The sequence below is a fragment of the Mariniphaga sp. genome (genome assembly GCF_041687215.1).
In the GTDB taxonomy this organism is placed as follows: domain Bacteria; phylum Bacteroidota; class Bacteroidia; order Bacteroidales; family Prolixibacteraceae; genus Mariniphaga.
In genome coordinates this window covers 1-23,695 of the sequence record NZ_JAWLCI010000074.1, presented here as the reverse complement: position 1 = coordinate 23,695, position 23,695 = coordinate 1, and the positions used below count along the sequence as shown (strand labels likewise).

Sequence of the window (23,695 nt, the reverse complement as noted above, 5' to 3'; positions counted from 1 at the left end):
CTACTCAAAGAGGTGTGGTTGATATTGAATTTTTCCTGTTTAGAGTTGCTAAAATATATGCTTGAAGTTAAATACTCCACAAAAAGTTAAACTGAGCCCGAAAAGCTCCCTGCTTTTCTCCAGCATACAATGCTGCACGTATTTTTTTTCATCCTGTTCGCGCGAAAAAGCCAGATCCATTTTGGAAAGCAACCCTGATTTATGGTAATAATTCATTTCATCACTATAAAGGAAATCGCTGCCTGCATACCGGTCGCCAAAAATGAGCCAGTTTTCTCCTTTAGCTCCTTTGTGCTCGCGCTCCTGCAAAAAGGCCCGAAATGGCGCAATTCCCGTTCCGGTGGCAATCATAATTACCGGGATGGAATCATCATCGGGCAGCCGGAAAATTTCATTTGGCTCGTAAAAAACCGGGATGGAATCGCCAACCTCGGAACGCTCATCCAAAAAGGTGGAACAAACTCCCTTGTGAGTTCGCTTATTTAGTTCGTAATCAATAATCCCGGCGGTAAGATGCAATTCGTTGGTGAAAACCAGCGGGCTGGATGCCACCGAATAAAGTCGTGGACTCAGTTTTCGAAGGCAGGAAAGCAATTGCTCCGGAGTAATTTCAGTAGGATATAACGTCACTAAATCTATGATATCGTGGTTTTCACAAAAAGAGTTCATCTTTTCCTCATCCAGCAACAACTGGTTTAAATCTTCATTTTGAGCAACCTCAGCATATTTTTTCAAAACAACTGGTGTTACCAGTGTGATTTCATAATCGCTTAGCAATGATTCTTTTAGCAGTTTGGGTGGTTCCTGCAAACTAATCGTGTGCGCTCCGTCGAACCGAAGCTTTTTCAACAATTTATCAACGAGCAATCTGGAGTTGGAAGTATAAACCCCAAACGAATCGCCAGGGTAAAATTTTGTTCCGAAATTTTCCATCGAAAGCGAAAAATGGAGCGTTCGTTTTTTAAATCCGTCGGTAGTAAGTAGTCGTTTTTCAAGCACTTTGGCATAAAAAGCATTACCCTGTTCAAGTTCGGGTTTATTCAACTCGAAGGCAAATTCTTTCTTTTCTTTCGATTTAATTTTTGGCAACACTTTTTCGAAGGCTGAAACGGCTTGGGTTACCCATTTTTTTGCGTTTTCTTCGTAGTCAATGTCACATTCCACCAGCGGACTAATTTCCTTCGCCCCCAGTTCCAGCATACGGTTTCTGAAATCCCACCCTGTTTTGCAGAAATCTTTGTAGCTGCTGTCGCCCATGGCAAGCACACTGAAATTAACCCCTGACATGGAAGGCGCTTCGCTGCTGTGCATAAACCGGTAAAAATCTTCAACCACCGCAGGCGGGTCGCCCTCGCCATGCGTACTTACCGCAATTAAAATATTTTTCATCCGTTTCAGCGTTTCAAAGCGGAAGGTTTTCATGTCGAGCAAATCGGTTTCCATTCCCAAATAATCTGAATATTCATGCGCAAGCGTAGCAGCAGCTTTGGAGTTTCCGGTGCGGCTTCCGTAAATGACATACAGCACCGAATCGGGGGTAGCAGACTTACCGTTGTTCCGCGCTCCTTTATTTATTTTTGTTATTGTATCCATTGTTTACTTTTTTAATATCCAAATTTTTCTATCGAAGCTGAATTCAATTTTTCTTTCAATTTTGAAAGATTGAATTCCCAAAATATTTTATTTCGAATAATCAACCAACCAGGTTGTCGGCAGTTACTTTTGTCAACTGGTTTAACCAGGTAGCCTCTTCATCGTATTCCAGGAAAAACGGTTTAAACGTTTCGCGGTAATCGCGGTGCCGTACATATTGCATCATAAAATATTTATTGCCGTCGGAAGGATTTTCGACCACGCCCATAATGTGCGCTTTCCCTTTTGCCGCCGACATTACCGGGCCGGTAACAGTTTTGGCAAAACTGCCGGTTTCCCTGATGGCTTCCTGGTAAATCTGGTAAACCTCGGCCAACGGAATTTCAAAGTAATTGTAAGGGCCGGTTTCCCGTTCGATGAACATGTAATAGGGAATCAGTCCCAGGCTCACCTGCTTTTTCCACATGCGTGCCCAAACCTTGCTGCTTTTATTAATGTGGTTCAAAATAGGCGCCTGCGTGCGGATTTCAGCGCCGGTTTGCCGCACGTTGTAAATGGCTTCCTGCACCACTTCATTGTCCAACTCGTTTGGGTGGTTGAAATGCGCCATAAACGCCAGGTGAAATCCGTTGTCGGTAATGCGCTTAAAAAGGTCAAGTAGTTCCCGGCCTTCATCGCTAAACTGCGGTAAAAAAGCAAACGGCCAGTAGGTGAGCGACTTCGTCCCAAACCGGATATTTTTCAGGTTGGAAGGCCGCTCTGCCATAATTACATCAAAATATTTGGAAATGGTGGCCGGGTCCATAATCAGAGGGTCGCCGCCGGTAAACAAAATTTCGTTCACATCCGGTTTACGGCGGATGTACTCCATTACTTTTCCAATTTCGCGCATAGAAAACTTCATATCGAGCTCCTTCACAAACTGCGGCCACCGAAAACAGAACGTACAATGTGCATGGCAGGTTTGTCCCTGGCTCGGGAAAAATAGGACAATGTCGCGGTATTTGTGCTGAACGCCTTTTAGTTCTTCGCCATCCATTACCGGAACATTGGTCATTTGCTGTGCCGGGTGCGGGTTCATCTCAAGTCTGATTTTCATAATCAAATCATCAATCTCCTTTTGCGGACGACTGGCTTCAATAGTTCGTTTCAATTGTTGGTAACGTTCGGGCCTTAACATATTTTTGTTGGGAAAGTTCAGGATATAAATGGGGTCAGTTTCGTAGTTCTCCCAGTCAATCAGGTAATCGACCACATAATTGTTCGTTTTGAAGGGAATCACCTTCGAAACAATGTCGATTTCGTGTTTGACCTCCTCAGGAAGGTATTTGACATACTCAATCTCCCTGAAATTTTTTGCATTAAAAGTTAAAAACCTCATAATATCTTTTATTTATTGATAAAAATTGGTGAAAAAAAAATCTGCTTTGCGCTTAAAATACCAATAAAAAAAGATATCTCCAAAGTTTATTCAGACTGAATCTAAATAGGACAGTCCGAAACAAACTAATAATCAGTGCAAAAAGTAAAGGTCAAAAAAATTCAGGTAATGGGGTATTCGTTATGAACGTCGGTTAAAACTTCGAAACCTGTTTGCGTAACCAAAATGGTGTGTTCAAACTGTGCCGACAATTTGTTATCAACAGTGCGTGCAGTCCAGCCGTCCGATTTATCGATGGATGTGGAAGCCCGTCCCTGGTTAATCATGGGTTCGATGGTAAAAATCATTCCGGGTTTCATTTTCGGCCCCTTGTTGCGGCGCGAAGTGTGGTCCACCTGCGGCTCTTCGTGAAACTCCACTCCTACCCCATGCCCGCAAAACTCATACACCACACTGTAGCCTTTGGCTTTGGCATAGCGACTGATGACAAAACCGATGTTACCGAAATAGTTGCCCGGTTTTACCTGCTGAATGCCCAAATCGAGGCAATGACGGGTAACATCGATAAGATTTTTTGCCCCGTTATTAATTTCTCCAACGGTAAACATGCGCGAGGTATCGCCGTAAAAACCGTCGAGAATGGTAGTTATATCGATGTTCAGAATATCGCCGTCTTTTAAAACGGTTTTGGTGGAAGGTATGCCGTGGCAAACCACTTCGTTGAGCGAAATGCAGCTTGATTTTGGATAGCCGTTGTAGCCTTTGGTGGCCGGAATTGCTTTATGCTCACGAACAAACTCCTCAATTTTATTGTCGATGAATTCCGTAGTTACGCCCGTTTTCACAAATTGTGCAGCGTAGTCGAGCGTTTGAGCTGCCAGCCGGCAACTTTTTCTGATTCCTTCTATCTGCTCCGGGGTTTTAATGATGATGCCACCCATATTTCCTGATTAATTTTCGTGCAAAATTGGTCAAAATCACTGGTTTTTCAAAACGGAACAATACTTTTGCAGAAAAGTTTTGGGGAAGTCCGAAGTCAGAAGTCGGGAGCCCGAAGACAAAAAGCATATTATAAAAATTAAGTAACCAGCAATCAGTATAATGAAACACATCAACCATTTATCTACCCGCTCGTATTTTATCAACCGGTTTGGAAAACTTTCCACGTCGTTTATGTTCTATCAGATGCAGGACATTGCCTGGGAACACGCGGCCAAACTGGGTTTCGGTTACGACAACCTGAAAGTGGATGAGCAGTTTTGGGTGCTTTCCAAGTTGCTGGTAAAAATTTTCCGCCGGCCGATTTGGGGCGAAGATTTTTCGCTGGAAACCTGGTCGCGCGGCACCGACGGATTTTTTGGCTACCGCGATTTCAACTTTGTGGATAAAGCGGGAAACATCATCATTCAGGCTACCAGTAGCTGGTTGGTACTCGATGCCAAAACGAAACGAATTGTGCGTTTGAACGAATTCGAAAATTTTCCAAAATACGAAGAGAGTGTTTTCGGCGAAAATGCAGGAAAAGTAAAATCGCCAAAATCCGAAACCGAACTGCATTTTACGCCAGTCCGGTTTAACGAAATCGATATCAACCAGCATTTCAACAGCGGCCGTTACATCGAACGCATCATCGACAGTTACAATTTTGATTTTCACCAGGAAAACGAACTAATTGAATTTGAGGTGAATTTCCTGAAAGAGGGCCTTCCTTCCGACAGTCTGGCCGTAAAAAAACAGGAAATTGACAATGCCAATCATTTATGCAGTGTAGTTCGTGAAAGCGACGGCGCCGAGCTTATTCGGGCAAGACTTGTTTGGTGCACAAGATAAGTTTATTTATCAGATGACTTCAAGTCATCCGATGAATAGCCGCTATTAAACAACTTCAGCACCTCTCCCACTTTTTCCTCCATGGGCAAATTTCCGTCAATCCAGTGAATTTTGGTACCCCGTTTTTCCATGCCCCGGAACCAGGTCATTTGTCTTTTGGCAAACTGGTGAATGGCAATTTCAAGTTGCCGGAACATTTCATCATAAGACAATTCACCAGTCAGATGCAGCGTGAGGTATTTGTATTCCAGCCCGTAGTAAATGAGTTGTTCGGGTGTTAATCCCAAATCCAGCAATTTTTGCACTTCATCCAGCATTCCTTCGTCCAGCCGCTTTTTCAGGCGTTTGGTAATCCGCTGGCGTCGGATTTCGCGATCAACTTTCACGCCAATGTTCAGGCTGTTGATTTCGGGCATGGGGGTTTCCAATTGCGGGTTTTCGCGGTAGTACATTTCAATCTCGATGGCGCGAACAGCCCGCCGGTCGGTTTCCACATCGGTTTTGTTGTGCAATCTCGGTTTTAGCTTTTTCAGAATTTCGGTGAGTTCTTCCAGCGATTTTCCTTCCAGCTCTTTTCTCAACTTTTTGTTTGGCGGAACCTGAATCAACTTGTAATCTTTTAAAACCGCTTCCAGGTACAAACCGCTACCTCCGCAAAGTACCGGAAATTTTCCCCGTGCGTGAATGTCTTCGAATACCTGCACAAAATCGGCCTGAAACCGGTAAACGTTGTAGTGTTTTCCGGGATCTTCAATATCCAGCAAATGAGACAGAATTTCAACACCATTCACAAAATAATCAGCATAATCTTTCCCTGTGCCAATATCCATTCCACGGTACACCTGTCGCGAATCGCCCGAAATTACCTCGCCATCATTTCTCGCAGCCAGATGCGCTGCAAGCCCGGTTTTTCCGGTGGCAGTGGGCCCCAAAACAGTTATCAGATTGTACTGCGGTTTTTTGATATTCATCTTTGAAATTAGAAACGTTAATAAAGAGTTGGTATTCAATGCTTAAGACACGATTTCCCAGTAGGCAACTTTATGTTCTACAAAAAAGTCAATCCAATTTTCCTGTTTAGCCCTTTTTCGAAAATTCGAATGAGCGTGGATAACTGAATATTCCCGCGGGCATTCTCGATTCTGGAAATATAACTCTTTTTGGTGCCAGCTTTTTCGGCCAGTTGTTCCTGCGTCATATTTGAAGCCTTCCGTGCTTCTTTAAGCATCTCGCTCACAATAAAAAGCGTTGCTTTTTCTTCATATTCATTGCGGCTGTCGGAACCAATTTTACCATGTTCCCTTTCAATTAACTCTTCAAATGTTTTTATTCCTCTGTAGTCTGTCATCACATTTTGTTTTTAGTTGCAAAATACTTTTGTTTCAGGCGCATTGCTTTTTCAATTTCCTGTTTCGGTGTTTTCTGTGATTTTTTCTGAAATCCGTTAAATAAAACTACCAGTTTCCATTTATCAAAACAGCAAAAAATTAGGTAAATATTGGATTCATATTCAACCCGAATTTCAAAAAGTCCTTCGTAACCTGTAATTGGCGACAAAAATTTTGCCGGAACCATTTCTACTTGTTTTATCAGTTCCAACACATATTTGATTTTCATTTTCACCTTATTTTCAAGGGGAATATAAAAATCAAGGAAATAGTTTTCGTAAAAAATTATTTCTCTCGCCATGTCGCAAAGTTATCCCAAAAGTTAACAAACACAAGTTTTTCAATCCAAATATTTTCTGAAAAATTTGTGAATTCCCCAAAACAATAATAAATCAGAGATGGTTTTGACATTTACAGCACAGACATTTTTACAAACCACCCAAACTTTTTAAAATTTTACGATTATTTCTGTTTCACGAATCATAAATTTACGAATCAGGTATCTTTGAAAACTGAATAATTTTAAAAATGATAAAAGAAGCTTGTGTTGAAACTTTTGAAGAGGCATTGCTGGCCGAACAACGGGGTGCCAATCGCATTGAGCTTTGCTCCGACCTGGCAAACGACGGACTGACTCCTTCGCCTGAACTGATGCAGAAAACCTGCGCATCTTTGAAAATTCCGGTAATGGTAATGATTCGACCACGGGCTGGAAATTTTGTGCATTCCGAAAAAGAAATTGAGCAAATGAAAAAGGAAATTGATTTGGCCAAAAAAGCCGGTGCTGCAGGAGTGGTTTTCGGATTGCTGACACCGGAAAATGAAATTGAGGAAAAAAACACCCGGTTGCTGGCCGAATATGCACATCCGCTCCCGGTAACTTTCCATAAAGCCATCGACGAGATGAAAAATCCGGTGGCAGGCGTTCGCGTTCTTAAAAAAATAAAAGGAATAAAACGAATTCTGACTTCGGGCGGAAAAACCACAGCAAAAGAAGGCGCTGAGACCATCCGGAATATGAGCGAGGCAGCCGGAGAAAACCTCATCATTCTGGTTGCCGGAAAAGTGACTGATGAAAATGTGGAAGAAATTCAGGAACTTACAGATGCGAAGGAGTTTCATGGGAGGAGGATTGTGGGAGATTTGGGAGGAAGTGGACAGTCGCAGTCGCAGTCGCAGTCGCAGTCACAGTAAACAGTTGTTCTGTTGTTTTAAGTATAAAAATTCTGAATACAATAATCTTGTGTCTAAACATCTAAATATCTGATCAATATGAAAAAGTTAATTGCAATTATTCCAATATTGTTTGTGCTCCTTTCCAATGCACAATACGAACACGAAGTAACCGGGTACGTTTGGCCTGAAGATAAAAAAGTGTTGGAAAAACTGGAAGAGTGGCAGGACTTGAAATTTGGGCTGCTGATGCACTGGGGCGCATACAGCCAGTGGGGCATTGTAGAATCGTGGTCGATATGCCCGGAAGATTACGGCTGGTGCGAGCGAAAAAAAGGGTCCAATCCGGATGATTATTTTACCTACAAAAAGGAGTATGAAAATCTGAAACTGTCGTTCAACCCGGTAAATTTCAATCCTGAAAAATGGGCAGAAGCAGCCCGCGATGCCGGAATGAAATACGTGGTTTTTACTACCAAACACCACGACGGATTCAGTATGTTCGACTCGAAATACACCGATTACAAAATCACTGACGTGGAATGTCCGTTCAGCGTAAATCCGCGTGCAAACGTTACCAAAGAGATTTTTGACGCTTTTCGTGCAGAAGGGTTGTGGGCAGGGGCCTATTTTTCCAAACCCGACTGGAACAGTCCGTATTACTGGGATCCTAAATTTCCGCCACTTGACCGAAATGTGAATTACGATCCTGAACTGTATCCCGAAAAATGGGAAAAGTTTGTGGAGTTCACCCACAACCAGATAATGGAACTGATGATCGACTACGGGAAAGTGGATATCCTCTGGCTCGACGGTGGCTGGGTAGCCGAAAAACCGGCATCAATGATTGAACAGTCTTATGCCGCCAAAGCTGAAGGTACGCCATCGGGATTCATCAAAAACCGGACGGTAAACCAGGATATCCGCATGGATGAACTGGCAGCCAAAGCCCGCGAAAAACAACCCGGACTGATTGTGGTTGATCGTGCAGTACGCGGCCCCAATCAAAACTACCTGACACCCGAAAACCGCGTGCCCGAAATGCAGCTTCCCTACCCGTGGGAGTCGTGCATTATTGCCGGCGGCGGTTGGTCATGGGTGCCCAATCCGCAGTTTATGTCTCCCAAACAGGCAATTCACATGCTGGTTGACATTGTGGCCAAAGGCGGAAATCTCCTTTACAACATTGGACCGGGACCCGACGGAACCTGGCCGCAGGGCGCTTACGAATTACTTGCTGCCATGGGCGACTGGATTAAAGTAAACGGCGAAGCAATTTATTCTACCCGTGCAATTGAACCATTCAAAACCGATAATATTTGCCTGACGCAGAATAAAGATACGAAAGAGGTTTATGCTATATATCTCGAGGAAACAATTAGTGAGCAACTCACTGCAAGTGAAAAGCTCACCGAAAAACTACCCACCTCATTCACAGTAAAAGGAATTTTCGCGGAAAACAATGCCAAGCTCAGCATGTTGGGCGCCAAAGGAAACCTGAAGTGGGAAAATACTGACGAGGGCGTTAAAATTTATATTCCTGAAAGAATTCGCAAAAATTTGCCGTGTGATCTGGCATGGGCAGTAAAGATTTCAGAGATTCAATAAGCCGCATAAAATTATTCAGCGGGTGAATTGATAGTCACCCGCTGAATATTTGTGGGTGTGGCGGTTTGAAACCGCCAATTCTTAAATGCGCGGTTACAAACCACCACATTCATGTATGCGCGGTTACAAACCGCGCGTCCCGTTTTACCGTTTGCTTAGCACTTCCTTTTCATATTGTTGAATTTCGGCAATGTAACCTTCGCCGGCAGGAACATCATTTACTAAACAATAATAATCCCACACCACGCCAAAAGGTTTGGTTTTCAGTTCTTCGAGCATGGCCAGCCTTTCAAAATATTTTCCTTCTTCTTCCAGTTTAACCAAATCTGAAGTGGGTTCGAGCAGGGCAATTAAGAATGCTTTTTGCGCGGCACGTGTACCGATTACATAAGCGCCAATCCGATTGATGGAACCATCGAAAAAGTCGAGGCCAACATTTACACGATTAAAAAAGTTATTCCGTGTAATTTCGGAAGCAATAAGCTGAACTTCATCGTTTAAGGTAACAACATGGTCGGAATCCCAGCGTACCGGGCGGGTAACATGCAGCAGCACTTCATCCACAAAATGCAGGCACGACGAAATTTTGTCGCCCACCTGCTCAGTTGGGTGAAAATGACCGTTGTCGAGGCAAATCAGTTTGTTGTTTTTGATGGCGTAACCCAGATAAAAATCGTGAGACCCTACGGTCATTGACTCGGCGCCAATACCAAACAGTTTGCTTTCCACGGCATCTTTCAGGAATTCTTTCGGAAAATCTTTGGCAAAACCTTCGTCGAGCGATTTTTTTAGCTGCGACCGGTAACCGTTTCGGTCAACCGGAACATCTTTTGAACCATCGGGAATCCAGGTATTATGCACACACGGAGTTCCCAACTGTTTACCCATCTCGGCTCCAATTTCGCGGCAGCGTTTCATGTGTTCCACCCAAAACTGCCGAATTCCTTCATCTTTGGAAGAAAGCGTAAAACCACTGTCGGCTTTGGGATGCGAAAAAAAAGTGCCGTTAAAATCGAGCCCAATTTTCTGAGCTTTGGCCCAGTCAATCCACCCCTGAAATTGTTCAATTCCGATGGCATCACGGTCAACCAGTTTGCCGCCAAATTCACCGTAAATGGCATGTAAATTCAGTCGCTGTTTTCCCGGAAGCAGTTGCATCACTTTTTCCAAATCGGCACGCATTTGCTCAATGGTTTTGGCTTTGCCCGGGTAATTACCGGTTGACTGAATTCCACCGCCCGACAATGTTGCATCCGGTTTTTCAAAGCCTCCCACATCATCAGTTTGCCAGCAATGCAGGCTGATTACCACGTTTTTCATTCTTTCAACGGCTTTTTCAGTATCCACACCAATGGCGGCATACTGCTCTTTGGCCAGTTGATAAGCTTTTTCAATATTAGTTATATTCATAATATTTTTTTGATTTCAATTTACATTACATGGGGTAACTAAACCGGTAATCACCCGAGCCCAGTCTCAGTGTTACACTTCCTTCATTTTGATGGAAATTATCTGAGACGCTTTTAAGGGGCGCATCATTTCTTAAAACCTCATTCAGAGAGGCAGATGGAAGCGTAATGGTTGCTGTTGTATTAGCCGGAATCGTTACATCATAAATCATTTGATCTCCTTCAATTTTCCAGGCTGATTTAATTTCACCGTACATGGATTTATAAACCGCTTTGGCATGGGTCAGGCCACCACCAGGATGTGGAGAGAGGAAAAAATGTTTGTAACCTGGGTTTTCCGGATCGATTTGAATTCCGGCCACGTAATTGTAAAGCCACTCGCCAATGGCGCCATAAGCGTAATGGTTAAAACTGTTCATTCCAGCATTTTGAAAAGTGCCATCCGGTTTCTGACCGTCCCAGCGTTCCCAAATAGTAGTAGCTCCCTGTGTAACCGGATACAGCCATGACGGATATTCTTTCCGGTTCAGCAGCATAAAAGCCAAATCTTCGTATCCATGGTCTGAAAGCGTTTTACAAAGAAGCGGAGTTCCCACAAAACCGGTGGTAAGGTGTTTAAATTTATCCACATCTCCGGCCAAATATTCAGCAGCTTTAGGAACGAGATTTTCGGGAAGAAGATTGAATGCCAATGCAAGTGAATAAGCTGTTTGAGTGTGCGAAACCAACCTACCGGCAGGAGTGACAAATTCATTAATAAAGGCGTTTTTTACATTTTCAGAAAGAGTTGAATACTTTTCAGCATCGCCGGTATTGCCTAAAATTTTTGCAATTTCTGCCAGCAACTTGCTCGAATGGGCATAATATGCAGTTGCAATCAGATCCTTTTCGGTAGTTGCGCCGGGATAATCGGACCTTGTGGTTGCAAAGGCAAGCCAGTCGCCAAAATGGGTGTCGCCAATCCAGAGGTAATCATCTCCGGCTCTGTTTTTCATGTATTCCACCCAGGCTTTCATGCTGGGGTACTGCACTTCCAAAATCCGTTTATCGCCGTATGCCAGATAGGTTTGCCACGGAACAATAATCGCTGCATCGGCCCAGGCAGTTGAACCAGCGGCTCCGTTCAGTACATCGGGAACCACATGATTGACCTTACCGTCAGGTGCCTGGTCGGCGGCCACATCCTTCATCCATTTTGTATAAAATGCTGCCACATCGAAATTAAAGGCGGCAGTTGGCGCAAACACCTGAGCGTCACCCGTCCAGCCCAGCCGTTCGTCGCGTTGTGGACAATCAGTTGGTACGTCCAGAAAATTTCCTTTCTGTCCCCACTGAATGTTATGTTGCAGTTGATTAATCAGCGGATCGGAACAAGCAAAAGTTCCGGTTGGTTCCATGTCTGAATAAATTACAACTCCTGTAATATCGCCCAGTTGCGGCGTGCCGGGAAAATCTTCAATTTTCACAAACCGAAAACCATGAAAAGTAAACCGGGGTTCGTATATTTCTTCGCCATCTCCTTTCAGAATATAAACATCGGTTGCTTTGGCAGCCCGAAGGTTTTCAATATAAAAGTTGCCATCTTTGTCCAAAACTTCAGCAAATTTAAGTGTTACTGAATCGCCCCTGCTGCCTTTTACTTTTAAACGAACCCAGCCTACCATATTCTGGCCCATGTCGAAAACCGTTTCACCATTGGGTGTGGTAATAATTTCTATGGGAGAAATTTCTTCCACAGCTTTAACCGGAACGCCTTGCGGAGCAATCAATGTATTTTTCGGATGATTCAGTTTGGTCACTGTTCCCCAGTTGCTGTCTTCAAATGAAGAAGTTGCCCAATCTGGCATTTCCAGACGCGCATCGTAGGTTTCTCCATTATAAATGTCGGAGAAAATAATCGGGCCGGTAGTTGCTTTCCAGGTTTCGTCTGTACCAATTGTTTCCGCAGAACCGTCAGAATAAGTAATATGAAGTTGCGCAATCAGAGCTATTTTGTCGCCGTAATAATTGTTTTGATTCCGGAATCCGATATTTCCACGGTACCATCCATCGCCCAAAATGGCGCCCAGCGAATTTTGCGGTTGCAGCATGGAAGTAACATCGTAGGTCTGGTATTGAATACGTTTGTTATAACTGGTCCAGCCGGGAGTGAACAACTCGTCGCCAATCTTTTCCCCATTCAGATAAAGTTCATACAATCCGAGTGCCGAAACATAAATCCGTGCAGATTCAATCTTTTTGGGTGCAGAAAATTCTTTTCGAAGGAAATGGCTGGGTTTTGACCCTTCCATCTCTTTTTCATTTTCCATTGTTATCCACGAAGCAGTCCAAAGTTCAGGTTTCAAAATACCTGTTTCCCAGTATGCAGGTTCGCTCCATTTGGTAGCCTTGTTTTGGTTGTCCCAAATGCGTACCTGCCAGTAAACACGTTGCATAGATTCAAGTTCGGGTCCCTGGTACTCCACATTTACCGACTGGTTGCTGTTAACCTTCCCTGATTCCCAGATGAGCCGGTTTTTACGGTTCAGATTCGATGGTGAATCGGCCACTCTGATTTCGTAGGCCGATTGTAAAACTTTTTCTTTGTCGGAAAAAATTTTCCAGCTTAATCGCGGCTTTTGAACATCGATTCCAACCGGATTGGTGTGGTATTCACAAGCCAATTCCTGAATCCATGTATTTCCTGCAACTGAAAAACCTAAACTGCTGAGAATTAACCCTACAGTTAAACTTTTTACCCAATGAATAATTCGTCTCATAATTGTATTGTTTTAGTTAAAATAATTTTATTCCAAATAAAAAACCTCTTCCAAAGGTACGGATACCGGCGAATTATCCGCATTTGTTTTCATAATATCTGCCATAAATTTCCACCATTTTTTCACAATATCTGTTTGTCCCAAATCCTGAGAACCACCCTCTCCGTTCACTTTCTGAAATGCAAACAAAGTGTTGGTTTCTTCATCCAGAAAAATTGAATATTCACAAACTCCGGCATTTTTTAAAAGCTTTTTCAGTTCGGGCCATATTTGGTCGTGCCTTTTTTTGTATTCTTCCTTTTGCCCTTTGTTGAGGTACATTTTAAATGCTATTCGTTGCATGGTTAAACGGTTTTAATTGAAATACTCACTTTTGGAAATGCCCATGATAATTACAGATAACAAAATCAACCCAATGCCCCAATAAATGGTGGCAAGTGTCTTTTTTGAAACGCCTGCCCATTCCTTACGCCAAAATCCCCAAAAATTGGCAGTAAGAATAATGGTGGACATGTGCAAAATCCACGAACTGGCACCACTGCCAATTTTAGTTTCGCCCATTCCGTAAAAGAAAAATTGTAAAAACCAGGTAGTTCCGGCCAGGGCACAAAACAGGTAATTTTTTAATAACGGGGTTTTTGTATCAATAAAATCGCCTCCTGTTTTATTTTTCAGAATCAGGGCCACCGACCATATCAAATTGGTTGTTAAACCGCCCCAAAGAATGACCAGAAAGATGATGTTGTTCTCAAACAAATATTTGCCATCGCTCACAAAAGCAAAATTATTGGAAACCGCAATGGCCCGAACAGATTCTCCCATCTCTTTTCCGGCGTCGATACCAAAGCTGAAAAAAGCGCTCAAAACACCCGAAATTACCGCAATTATTAAGCCTGTTGTTAGTTTAAATTCACTGTTAACACCCTCTTTCACATTGGCCAATTCTCTATCTTTCATCAAACCTGCTTTGCCACTTAACACAATGCCAACCATCAAAACAACTATCCCGAATAAAATTATTCGCCCGCTGGTGGTTGCAAACAAATCAGTAAAAGAATCGCCCGCTGGAAGAATTTCACCCAAATTGCCAATGTTGCGCAAAATCGGTAAACCCAAAGACCCCACCAAAGATGTAATTCCAAGCAAAACAGAATTTCCCAGCGACATTCCAAGATATCGAATTCCCAAACCATACGTTAGTCCGCCAATTCCCCAAAGCACACCAAGAAAATAGGTCAGGCGAATGGTAGAAGAATTGGTAGCCAATATTATATCCTGCCAACCGGGAGACGTAATTGCCGTGGCTACATAGGGCATAATTAACCATGAAAACAGGCCCCCTGTAATCCAGTATATTTCCCATCGCCACTTCCTCACCAGATTATATGGCATATACCAACTTCCCGATGACGCACCTCCTAAAGAGTGAAATAAAATTCCAAGAATTGCCTGCATTTTTCAGAACATTTTAAAGTTTATACATTCGAATTTGTTATTTTTGATTTTAATTACCGGTAAAAATAAACAATGAAACATGCAGATTCAATGCACAAAATGATTCACTGTTTGTATTTTTTGACACTTTAATATGAAACAATTCATTAAATATTTAACTACGGCATCAGAAGATGTAAACTGGGGAATTTATCTGAACACCGCAGGTTCATTAACCATTCCTCCGGTAACAGAGTATCCGCCGAAAGAACATCCCAGCGGCTATTATTTTACCTGGGAACAGGGACGCGTGTTGCAGGAGTACCAACTCAATTACATTACAAAAGGGGAAGGAGTATTCGAAAACAAAACGGGAAGTTTTCCTGTGAAAGCAGGAAGTCTGCTGATTATTTTGCCGGGAGTTTGGCATCGCTACAAGCCAAATTTTCAAACCGGTTGGACGGAAAACTACATCGGTTTTAGCGGACAGGCAGCAAAAAACTTTATGCAGCACCAGCTATTTTCGCCAGAACAACCCGTTATACAAGTAGGTGAGCGCGAAGAAATACTGGATACCTTCCTCAAAATTTTTGATTTGGTTGGAATGGAGCAACCCGGTTTTCAACACATTGCATCGGGTTTGATAATTAAATTATTGGGCTATCTGGTAGCTTTCGAAAAACAAAAAGAGTTTTCGGGGAAAAAAATTGCCGAAGTAATTGAAGAAGCCCGCTTTAAAATGCGCAGCGAAGTGGGCCAAAATTTCGATTTGGAAATGTTTGCAGTAGAAAATAACATTGGCTATTCGTGGTTTCGCCGGATGTTTAAAAATTACACCGGGTTATCGCCACGGCAATATTGTCTTCAGTTAAAAATTATACGGGCAAAGGAATTGCTGCTCAGCACAAATCTTTCTGTAAAAGAAATCAGCTACGAACTGGGGTTTGATTCCATCCACTATTTCAGCCGGATGTTTAAAAAGAAAACGGAAAAAAGTCCAAGCGAGTTCAGAGGTCAATAAGGTTTTGCGACTTTTGCAACCAGCGGCAAATGTTTTCCGCCAAAGGGTTCTTCCTTAAAATTTGAAAAGAACTTAATATCTTCAAAGCCGGCATTATTCAGCAATTCCCTCAGTTCATTACTTTTTAACGCAAACAAAAACGTTTCATTTTTCACAACCTCCCCTTCTTTTTTTAAGTACAATTCCGTTTGAAAAGAAATTAGAGGACTGTTTTCCTCAAAAACATATCGACGGAAAAATGTAATATTTTCAGTTTCAATCAACGGAAGTTCCGTAACCGGTTCAGAAAGAATGTAATCGTAATTCAGAATTTGCAGCAGAAAAAATCCACCCGGTTTTAAAATCATATAAACTCCTTGTAACATTTCCAAAATGAGTTCCCGAGACGGCAAATGAACCAATGTGTTTCCAAAACAAATCACAGTACTGAATGATTTTGATTGGAAATCGTTTTGGAGTTCCAGCATGTCGCCTTTTTGAAAAATGAGATTGGGGTGCACTTTTCCGGTTTTTGCCTGTTGCAGCAAGTCTTCATTCAAATCAATTCCGGTAACTTCGGCACCCGATTTCGCCAGTTGAAAAGCCAGTTCGCCGGTTGCACAACCAATATCCAGAATTTGCTGCCCGGTTAAATCAACAACATTTCTTGTTGCAAATTGAAGTTGAGCCGGATTGTATGGGAAAATTTGGGAATAAGTGTTCGAGATGGAGGTATAGAATTTATTTTGAGTATCTGCCATAATCATTGAATTAAAATTCGAAAAATAAACAATTAAAATCAGATGAAAACAAAAGCTAAAATAAACGAACGAGTAAAAGGCTCCAATCCCTGCAATAAAACAATTTGAAACCAATCAGGGAAATTTAATTACAAATAACAACTAAAGACATTTTATATTTTAGAATTTATTCGGATATTGCAGGAGTAAAATCAAAAATTAAATTCTGAAAAATGAAAACTTTCCTTCAAAGATTATTTGTTTTTGTCCTGATGATTGGTTTCATCCAGGCGTGTAACGAACCACTGGTTGAGGAACAAGCAATGGACGAAGTTGAACTGAAATCAGCTCAGAATGGAAAAATAAGCTACATTGTTGTTTTAAACGACGAAGAGCTTAACAGTGAACTCGCAAACCTGAAAGGGTACGAAAAAAGACAGCAGGCAGCACAAAAAGCGGCTGAAAAAGTGATGAAACGCTCCGGAGTAACTGACGGCGAACTGGTTTTTGTTTATGGAACGGCCATCAAAGGTTTTTCCGTAAAAATTCCGCCGGGACAGTTGAAAAAACTGCAGGATGATCCTTCAGTGAAATACATTGAAGAAGACCAAATTATTACCTTAATTGAGCCAAAAGCCAAACCGGGAGACGGTGATTTACAGGCCACCGCAACACAGGAAACTCCATGGGGAATTACACGGGTAAAAGGTGGAACGACCTATTCTGGCGACAAAGTAGTTTGGGTAATTGACACAGGTATCGACTTAGATCATGAAGACTTAAATGTTGATGGTTCCAGAGGATGGAATTTTATCAGAAATAATTCAAATGCTGATGACGATAATGGCCATGGCTCACACTGCGCTGGAACTATAGCTGCCATTGATAATGCTGTTGGTGTTGTAGGTGTTGCTGCAGGTGCAACTGTTATACCTGTAAAAGTACTCGACAGAAGAGGAAGTGGTTCTACCAGCGGTGTAATTGCCGGTGTGAATTGGGTCGCAGCGAATGGTTCTGCCGGTGATGTAGCAAACATGAGTCTTGGAGGAGGAGCTTATGATCCGCTGGATGAAGCAGTTTTCAATGCTTCGCAAAAGGGCATTTATTTTTCATTAGCTGCCGGAAACGAAAGTGATGACGCCAACAATCACTCTCCGGCAAGAGTAAACGGAGATTATATCTTTACCATTTCGGCAATGGATATTAACGACAATTGGGCATATTTCTCCAACTATGGTAATCCCCCGGTAGATTATTGTGAACCAGGCTACAATATATACTCCACATACAAAGGTGGTGGATATGCAACAATGAGCGGTACTTCAATGGCTGCACCGCACATGGCCGGAATTTTAGTTTGGTTTGATGGTGTCGGAGAAATTGCAACCGAAGGAACCGTAAATGGCGATCAAGATGATAATCCTGACCCGATTGGAGTAGTCGGAGAAACTTCATCAAAAACAGGAACTTTAAGTGGATTTGTAACTAACATCACAACTGGCAGTGCTATAAGTGGCGCTACAATTACAATTGGAAGTCTTTCCAAAACTACTGGAATTGATGGCTCTTATACCATTAATAATGTACCAGTTGGTAATGATTATAGTGTTACTGCTTCTGCTGATGGATATACCTCAGAAACAGCAGAAGGAGTAGTCATCTCTGAGAATCTAACTACAACTAAAAATTTCAGTTTATCAGAAGTAGTAATTGAAACTTATACAGTATCAGGAACTGTTAAAGACTCAGAATCAAATCCAATCAGCGGTACTTTGGTTGTAATAGAAAATACAAACCTAAGTAAAACAACTGGAGCTGATGGAACTTATTCAATTTCAGGAGTAGAAGCAGGGATCTATAATATTACGGCGTCTGCTGAAGGATATGTCTCTCAGACTTTAAATAACATTTCAGTAAACAGTGATGTCCAAAATGTAAATTTTAATTTGGGTGAAACTCCTGTAAGTTCTATATATCTTCAAGCTACATTGCGAAAAGTAAGGGGTGTACGTTATGTTGATTTTGTTTGGAGTGGTGCAGCCGGAACGCAGGTAAATATTAAAATGAATGGAACAGTGCAGGAAACTGTTACAAACAATGGAGAATATACAATTGATTATGGCAGATTGAGCGGCACATGCGTTTTTCAGGTTTGTGAAACAGATGATTCGGCTTGTTCCAACGAAGTTACTTTAGCATTATAAAAACTTTTTTAAAACATTTAAGCACAGTCAACACCGGCTGTGCTTTTTTTTGGCTTCCAAGATAAAACACCATTTTGTCTTTATATTCAAATTCCCTATTTTTGCAGCGCAAAATTTTGGAATGAAACCATGCAGTTACACAACAAAATAAACAGGGAGGAATTAAAAAAGCGCCTGATGGAAGAAACCTTCCGCCGCAAAACTATTTCCTTTTACAAATACCATTACCTGGAAAATCCGCAGGAATTCCGAGACAATATTTACCGCAACTGGTTTGCGCTGGATTGTTTCGGGCGCATTTACGTGGCCCGCGAAGGAATTAATGCCCAAATGAGTGTGCCGGAACACCACTTCGGCGAATTTCTAAAAACTCTTGCAAACTATGAAATACTTAAAAACATTCCCATTAAATATGCCATTGAAGACGACGGAAAATCGTTTTACAAGCTCACCATAAAAGTGCGTCCCAAGCTGGTGGCCGATGGGCTGGACGACGGCTCCTACGATGTGACCAACGTAGGCAAACACCTCACCGGACTGGAATTTCACAACCTCATCGGGCAGGGAAACACCGTTGTAGTTGATATGCGGAACTATTACGAAAGCGAAATCGGGCATTTTGAGGGTGCCATTTGTCCGGAAGCTGACACATTCCGAGAAGAACTGGAAATTGCAACCGACCTGCTTCAGGATAAAAAAGACAAAAAAATTCTGTTGTATTGCACCGGCGGAATCCGCTGCGAAAAGGCCAGCGCCTACCTAAAACACCAGGGATTTAAAGATGTAAACCAGTTGCATGGAGGTGTTTTGGAATATGCCCGACAAATAAAAGCCGCCAACCTCGAATCAAAATTCATCGGAAAAAACTTTGTATTCGACGAACGGCTGGGCGAAAGCGTAAACGGACAAATTATTTCTCACTGCCACCAGTGCGGCAAACCCTGCGACACGCACACCAACTGTGCGAACAACAGTTGTCACCTGCTGTTTATTCAGTGCGAGGATTGCAAAACCAAATACGATGGTTGCTGTACACCAGAATGCGCCGAAGAAAAAGCAGGAAAATTGTCGGTGGCCAAAGAAAAACGGATCATTTTCGGGAATAGCAGGAAATACAGGAAAAGTTTGGCGTTGGTGAGAGCAGAAACCGAAAATCACAAATAACAAATCTCAAAAAACAAATAAATTCCAATGTTTCAAATTCAAAGTTCCAAACGGATCAATCATCTTTTGTTTGAAAATTGCATTTTTGGGATTTGGAGCTTATTTGTAATTTGGAAATTGGAAATTGATATTTTAAAATGAACAACTTCTGGCAAAATATACCAAAACCTGCATTCAGTCTGGCTCCCATGGAAGATGTTACCGACACGGTTTTTCGTGAAATTGTGGCGGGAATGGCTGCTCCGGGCAGACTGAATGTGGTTTTTACCGAATTTACTTCGGTGGAAGGAATGAACCATCCAAAAGGACGTGAGCGGGTTTCGGAGCGACTGATTATAAATGATTCGGAGCGTGAATTGCTGAAAAAGCTGGACATTAAACTGGTGGCACAGATTTGGGGACGGAAGCCAGAAGTTTACAATTCAATTGCCAGGTACATTTCTGAAAACTACGATTTCGACGGACTCGACATTAACATGGGTTGCCCAGTAAAAAAAGTGATTAAAACCGGCAGTTGCAGCGCACTGATTGGCGAACCAGAACTGGCCAAAGAAATCATTCAGGCCACCAAAAAAGGCACACATTTGCCGGTGAGCGTAAAAACCCGCACCGGAATCAAACAGCATCAAACCGAAGAATGGATTGCCCACCTTTTAGAAGTGGAACCTGCCGCCATCATTTTGCATGGCCGCACCCAGCGCATGCAAAGCGAAGGCGAAGCCGACTGGAGCGAGATTGCCAAAGCCGTTGAAGTAAAAAACCGAATGAAACCGGAAATTCCGATGCACGGAAACGGCGATGTGTTTTCATTTGCCGACGGTTTGAAAAAAACAGAAGAAACCGGTGTTGATGGTATAATGATTGGGCGCGGAATTTTTCAGAATCCATGGTTTTTTAATCCCGAAAAAACAGAAATTTCAATGGAAGAACGGATTGAAAAATTACTTGAACACACCCGCCTGTTTGAAAAGACATGGGGCGGAATCAAAAATTTCAACATCCTGAAACGGTTTTACAAAATTTACCTGAACAGCTTTCCAGGGGCGGCAAAATTGCGTGCCGATTTGATGGAAGTAAAAAACTACGATGAGGTTTACCGCTATTTCGCCAAGGAAAAGTGACGTTTGTCCTTCATTTTTCGTTATTCATTGATTTTATTTATCCGCTGATGTAACTATTGGTTAAACCGGTCATCTTATATTAAAAATCAAACTAAAAATGAAGCAGGTATTTTACTTTATTGCCCTATTTATTTTCATTTCATGCAGCAATCCAAAAACAAAAATATATCAGTGGCGGGGCGAAAACCGCACCGGCGTTTATTCAGAAACCAATCTGTTACAAGAGTGGCCTGAAAATGGCCCCGAAGAACTTTGGTTTGCAGAGGGAATCGGAAACGGATATGGTTCGCCAACAATTACGGAGTCCGAACTATTCATCACCGGCGAAAAAGACAGTTTAGCATGGCTGTTCTGTTACGGTTTAAGCGGTAACCTGATTTGGAAAAAACAATACGGAAAAGAGTGGGCGAAACATTATCCAGGCTCGCGTTCGGCACCCACCGTGGTTGACGATTTGGTTTATGCGGGAACAGGAATGGGAATTATCTCCTGCCTGAAACGCGAAACAGGAGAACTGGTGTGGACCAAAGATTACGTGGCTGATTTTGAAGGTGTTCTTCCATACCACGGATATTCGGAAGCACCTGTGATTTTTGATGACAAAATTTTATGTACGCCCGGTGGGCCAGAAAACAACGTTGTTGCATTGAACCGTTTTACAGGTGAACTGATTTGGTCGTGCAAAGGCATGGGCGAGCGAATGGGATACAATCCCGGAAATCTGATTGAACTTCCCGACCGGAAAATTTACGTCACTTTTTCTGCCTATCATTTACTGGGAATTGATGCCGAAACCGGTGAATTGCTCTGGACACATTTGCAGGAAAATACCCCCGTGGAAAAACGGGAACCTGGCATTGGCGACACACACAGCAACAATGCTATTTACGAAAACGGAATTTTGTATTATGCTGCCGGCGACGGAAACCGTGGTGTGAAACTTCAACTTTCGAAAGATGGTTCGCAAATTTCCGAAATCTGGCGCACTCCAGATTTGGATACCTACATGGGCGGCTTTGTAAAGGTGGGCGATTACCTTTACGGTTGCGGCACACGCAAAAAGGACCTGAAAAGTTTCGATGCCGAAACCGGAGAAATTGCGGATTCACTCAGAACCGGAACAGGTGCAATCGTAGCTGCCGACGATATGCTTTATTATTACAATTGGGGAGGCGAACTTTCTCTGGTAAGCTGCGAAAACGGAAAATTGCATCAACAAAGCACTTTCAAAATCACTCGCGGAACCAAAGAGCATTTTTCGCATCCGGTGATAAAAAACGGCGTTCTGTACCAGCGACACGGAGATGCTCTGATGGCATTTGATATCCGCGAAAAACACATTAAAACTTAGCGTCTTTGCGCCCAGGCGAGATTTACTTTTCTTAAAATTGTGGTGACAAATTTTCCCATTTAACTGTCCAGTCTTCAGGAAAGCCGGGATTTTCCTGCTTATTTCCCTCAAAACCTGTGCACATGGCTGCTACAGCCCAAAGCAATCCACCGTTTCCCGGAAGGTAAATCCGCAACCGGCCATCCTGGTAATTGTGTCCGTTTTGCAGGTATGTATTTTTCTGCACATCTTTCAGAAGCAGTTCCACGGCCTGTTCAGGTTTTCCAAGGCGGGTAGCACAAATGGCTGCCATGGGGTAGTCCCAGCCCCAAGTGCGCGGCCAGTTCCAGTTTTCAGCTATATAATCGAAAGTGTTTTCCATTATTTGTTTTTCCGCCGAAACCGTTTCGGGCAGCAGTCCAAAAGCGCCCAAAACCATGGGATGGTCTGAATAATAATGCTCATTTTCATACGAATCGGGAGCGCTTTCGGCCGCCAGATACTTTCCATCTTTTTTTGCAAACGGCGGCAATCCTTCAATCACTTTTTGCCATTCCTCTTTTTCAGGAAGGTTCATTTGTTGCCGCCATTTTTGGGCAACCGACAATCCCCAGTGCCAATAAGCAACCTCAAAAGGTGGATTGAACGTTTTTTCCTTTTCGAGACTCTCCTGTGCCGGAATCAGTGGCGGCCCCAAAATGTAGCGGTTGTTTTCAGCATCCCAACGGGCAAAATCGGCCATAAATTCAGCCGTTTCAAAAACCAGTTGTGCATATTTTTCGAGCGTTTCCCGATTAGGTTTTTCCCGGTAAACCAATTCAGCAAAATAAATGATGTGCGGTTGCTGCCAAATTAAAAATTCTCCAACACCCGACGGACTGTCCCCACCGGCCGGGTCCGTCATTTTTGGCCAGCGAACGCCTTTGTAACCCTGAATTTCAGCTTTTGTTTTTGCTTTTTCAAAAATATCGAAATAATAACCAAGGCTTTTTTCGAGTAGGTCAATCCGGTTCCACAACGCCCAGTGAACACCATGCCACCAGTGCATTTCGAGGTGAAATTTTCCGTGCCAGCTATTAAAAGTCAGACCAGTTTCCTGGGGCGGCAGTTCGCCTGCACACTGAATGCGGGTAAGGTACTGCAAAAGCACAACCCGGCGCTCCAGTTCTTTTGCCCGCGGATCAGCGGTTTCTGAAAAATCAACCGCGCCACCGGTTCCCCAGAAGTTTTTCCAGTGAACGGCCGCAATTTCTTTTATTTGGGAAAAGGAAACCGGTTCAGTAAAATTATTTTCCGGACTGAATTCAGCCGAAAACGAAAAGTGCACTGAATCGCCAACTGGCTTCAATACAAAATAATGCTGTTCTTTTTGAATAACTTCAGCTTTCCCCTTCCAGTTCAGCTTTACAAAATAAGTTGTTGTATCGAGGGAGTGTTTAAAAACGGCGCTGTTTTCATTTTTACCCATAATCTCTGAATGGTGCTTTTCCTGACTTTGCCAGTCGGAAGCGCCATCGGTGTGGCTGCCAGTGGGATAAGGGAAACGCAGATTAATTCCTAA

The 23,695-nt window shown here is 42.8% G+C and carries 20 protein-coding genes; 8 read left to right on the top strand and 12 right to left on the bottom strand.

Annotated elements, in window-relative coordinates; translation table 11 throughout:
• Nucleotides 1–48: 48 nt before the first annotated feature.
• From ACESMA_RS18805 to map, 3 genes are all read right to left on the bottom strand, one after another.
• Nucleotides 49–1,593 carry a sulfite reductase flavoprotein subunit alpha gene (locus tag ACESMA_RS18805; protein WP_372950411.1) on the bottom strand — a complete coding sequence of 515 codons (1,545 nt, stop codon included), beginning with the start codon at nt 1,591–1,593 and terminating at the stop codon, nt 49–51.
• A 100-nt stretch (nt 1,594–1,693) separates the two neighbouring features.
• Complete coding sequence (locus ACESMA_RS18800) at nt 1,694–2,974, bottom strand: KamA family radical SAM protein (protein WP_372950410.1); 1,281 nt, start codon at nt 2,972–2,974, stop codon at nt 1,694–1,696.
• Nucleotides 2,975–3,135: 161 nt separating this feature from the next.
• A complete protein-coding gene (map, locus tag ACESMA_RS18795; protein ID WP_372950409.1) occupies nt 3,136–3,915 on the bottom strand; it encodes a type I methionyl aminopeptidase in 780 nt (259 codons plus the stop codon).
• A gap of 160 nt (nt 3,916–4,075) precedes the next feature.
• Between map and ACESMA_RS18790 the strand changes: the two genes are divergently transcribed.
• Nucleotides 4,076–4,804, top strand: a complete 729-nt coding sequence (locus ACESMA_RS18790) for an acyl-[acyl-carrier-protein] thioesterase (protein ID WP_372950408.1) — start codon at nt 4,076–4,078, stop codon at nt 4,802–4,804.
• A 2-nt stretch (nt 4,805–4,806) separates the two neighbouring features.
• Here the strand turns inward: ACESMA_RS18790 and miaA are convergent, their stop codons facing one another.
• The 3 genes from miaA to ACESMA_RS18775 form a co-directional block, all read right to left on the bottom strand.
• Nucleotides 4,807–5,775, bottom strand: a complete 969-nt coding sequence (gene miaA, locus ACESMA_RS18785; RefSeq protein ID WP_372950407.1) for a tRNA (adenosine(37)-N6)-dimethylallyltransferase MiaA — start codon at nt 5,773–5,775, stop codon at nt 4,807–4,809.
• Between the two features lie 77 nt (nt 5,776–5,852).
• Complete coding sequence (locus tag ACESMA_RS18780) at nt 5,853–6,152, bottom strand: helix-turn-helix domain-containing protein (RefSeq protein WP_372950406.1); 300 nt, start codon at nt 6,150–6,152, stop codon at nt 5,853–5,855.
• Nucleotides 6,152–6,493, bottom strand: coding sequence for a type II toxin-antitoxin system RelE/ParE family toxin (locus ACESMA_RS18775; RefSeq protein WP_372950405.1), 342 nt, complete (start codon nt 6,491–6,493; stop codon nt 6,152–6,154). Before ACESMA_RS18775 ends, ACESMA_RS18780 begins: the two co-directional genes overlap by 1 nt.
• A 227-nt stretch (nt 6,494–6,720) precedes the next feature.
• On the opposite strand from ACESMA_RS18775, the gene ACESMA_RS18770 reads away from it, so the two are divergent.
• Together ACESMA_RS18770 and ACESMA_RS18765 are read left to right on the top strand one after the other, a co-directional pair.
• Nucleotides 6,721–7,386, top strand: a complete 666-nt coding sequence (locus ACESMA_RS18770; RefSeq protein WP_372950404.1) for a copper homeostasis protein CutC — start codon at nt 6,721–6,723, stop codon at nt 7,384–7,386.
• Between the two features lie 78 nt (nt 7,387–7,464).
• Nucleotides 7,465–8,973, top strand: coding sequence for an alpha-L-fucosidase (locus ACESMA_RS18765; protein ID WP_372950403.1), 1,509 nt, complete (start codon nt 7,465–7,467; stop codon nt 8,971–8,973).
• A 144-nt stretch (nt 8,974–9,117) separates the two neighbouring features.
• Here ACESMA_RS18765 and ACESMA_RS18760 read toward each other — a convergent pair whose 3' ends face one another.
• The 4 genes from ACESMA_RS18760 to ACESMA_RS18745 are packed head-to-tail and all read right to left on the bottom strand — an operon-like array spanning nt 9,118 to nt 14,596.
• Nucleotides 9,118–10,383 carry an L-rhamnose isomerase gene (locus ACESMA_RS18760; protein WP_372950402.1) on the bottom strand — a complete coding sequence of 422 codons (1,266 nt, stop codon included), beginning with the start codon at nt 10,381–10,383 and terminating at the stop codon, nt 9,118–9,120.
• Between the two features lie 25 nt (nt 10,384–10,408).
• Nucleotides 10,409–13,141 carry a glycoside hydrolase family 78 protein gene (locus ACESMA_RS18755; RefSeq protein ID WP_372950401.1) on the bottom strand — a complete coding sequence of 911 codons (2,733 nt, stop codon included), beginning with the start codon at nt 13,139–13,141 and terminating at the stop codon, nt 10,409–10,411.
• Between the two features lie 27 nt (nt 13,142–13,168).
• Nucleotides 13,169–13,483, bottom strand: coding sequence for an L-rhamnose mutarotase (gene rhaM / locus ACESMA_RS18750; RefSeq protein ID WP_372950400.1), 315 nt, complete (start codon nt 13,481–13,483; stop codon nt 13,169–13,171).
• Nucleotides 13,484–13,495: 12 nt separating this feature from the next.
• Nucleotides 13,496–14,596 carry an L-rhamnose/proton symporter RhaT gene (locus ACESMA_RS18745; protein ID WP_372950399.1) on the bottom strand — a complete coding sequence of 367 codons (1,101 nt, stop codon included), beginning with the start codon at nt 14,594–14,596 and terminating at the stop codon, nt 13,496–13,498.
• Nucleotides 14,597–14,729: 133 nt separating this feature from the next.
• On the opposite strand from ACESMA_RS18745, the gene ACESMA_RS18740 reads away from it, so the two are divergent.
• Complete coding sequence (locus ACESMA_RS18740; RefSeq protein WP_372950398.1) at nt 14,730–15,596, top strand: AraC family transcriptional regulator; 867 nt, start codon at nt 14,730–14,732, stop codon at nt 15,594–15,596.
• On the opposite strand, the gene ACESMA_RS18735 is transcribed toward ACESMA_RS18740, so the two are convergent.
• Nucleotides 15,590–16,336, bottom strand: coding sequence for a class I SAM-dependent methyltransferase (locus tag ACESMA_RS18735; protein WP_372950397.1), 747 nt, complete (start codon nt 16,334–16,336; stop codon nt 15,590–15,592). The two genes, ACESMA_RS18740 and ACESMA_RS18735, sit on opposite strands and share 7 nt — an antisense overlap.
• 212 nt (nt 16,337–16,548) lie before the next feature.
• On the opposite strand from ACESMA_RS18735, the gene ACESMA_RS18730 reads away from it, so the two are divergent.
• The 4 genes from ACESMA_RS18730 (at nt 16,549) to ACESMA_RS18715 (ending at nt 22,155) form a co-directional block, all read left to right on the top strand.
• Nucleotides 16,549–18,519 (top strand): S8 family serine peptidase, encoded by a 1,971-nt coding sequence (locus tag ACESMA_RS18730; protein ID WP_372950396.1) that lies wholly within the window; start codon nt 16,549–16,551, stop codon nt 18,517–18,519.
• A 129-nt stretch (nt 18,520–18,648) separates the two neighbouring features.
• A complete protein-coding gene (locus ACESMA_RS18725; RefSeq protein WP_372950395.1) occupies nt 18,649–19,683 on the top strand; it encodes a rhodanese-related sulfurtransferase in 1,035 nt (344 codons plus the stop codon).
• A gap of 137 nt (nt 19,684–19,820) precedes the next feature.
• Entirely contained in the window at nt 19,821–20,804 is a 984-nt protein-coding gene (locus ACESMA_RS18720) for a tRNA dihydrouridine synthase (RefSeq protein WP_372950394.1), read from the top strand.
• Nucleotides 20,805–20,901: 97 nt separating this feature from the next.
• Nucleotides 20,902–22,155 carry a PQQ-binding-like beta-propeller repeat protein gene (locus ACESMA_RS18715; protein ID WP_372950393.1) on the top strand — a complete coding sequence of 418 codons (1,254 nt, stop codon included), beginning with the start codon at nt 20,902–20,904 and terminating at the stop codon, nt 22,153–22,155.
• 31 nt (nt 22,156–22,186) lie between these two features.
• On the opposite strand, the gene ACESMA_RS18710 is transcribed toward ACESMA_RS18715, so the two are convergent.
• The coding region (locus tag ACESMA_RS18710) for a hypothetical protein (RefSeq protein WP_372950392.1) at nt 22,187–23,695 on the bottom strand (1,509 nt) is incomplete at its 5' end.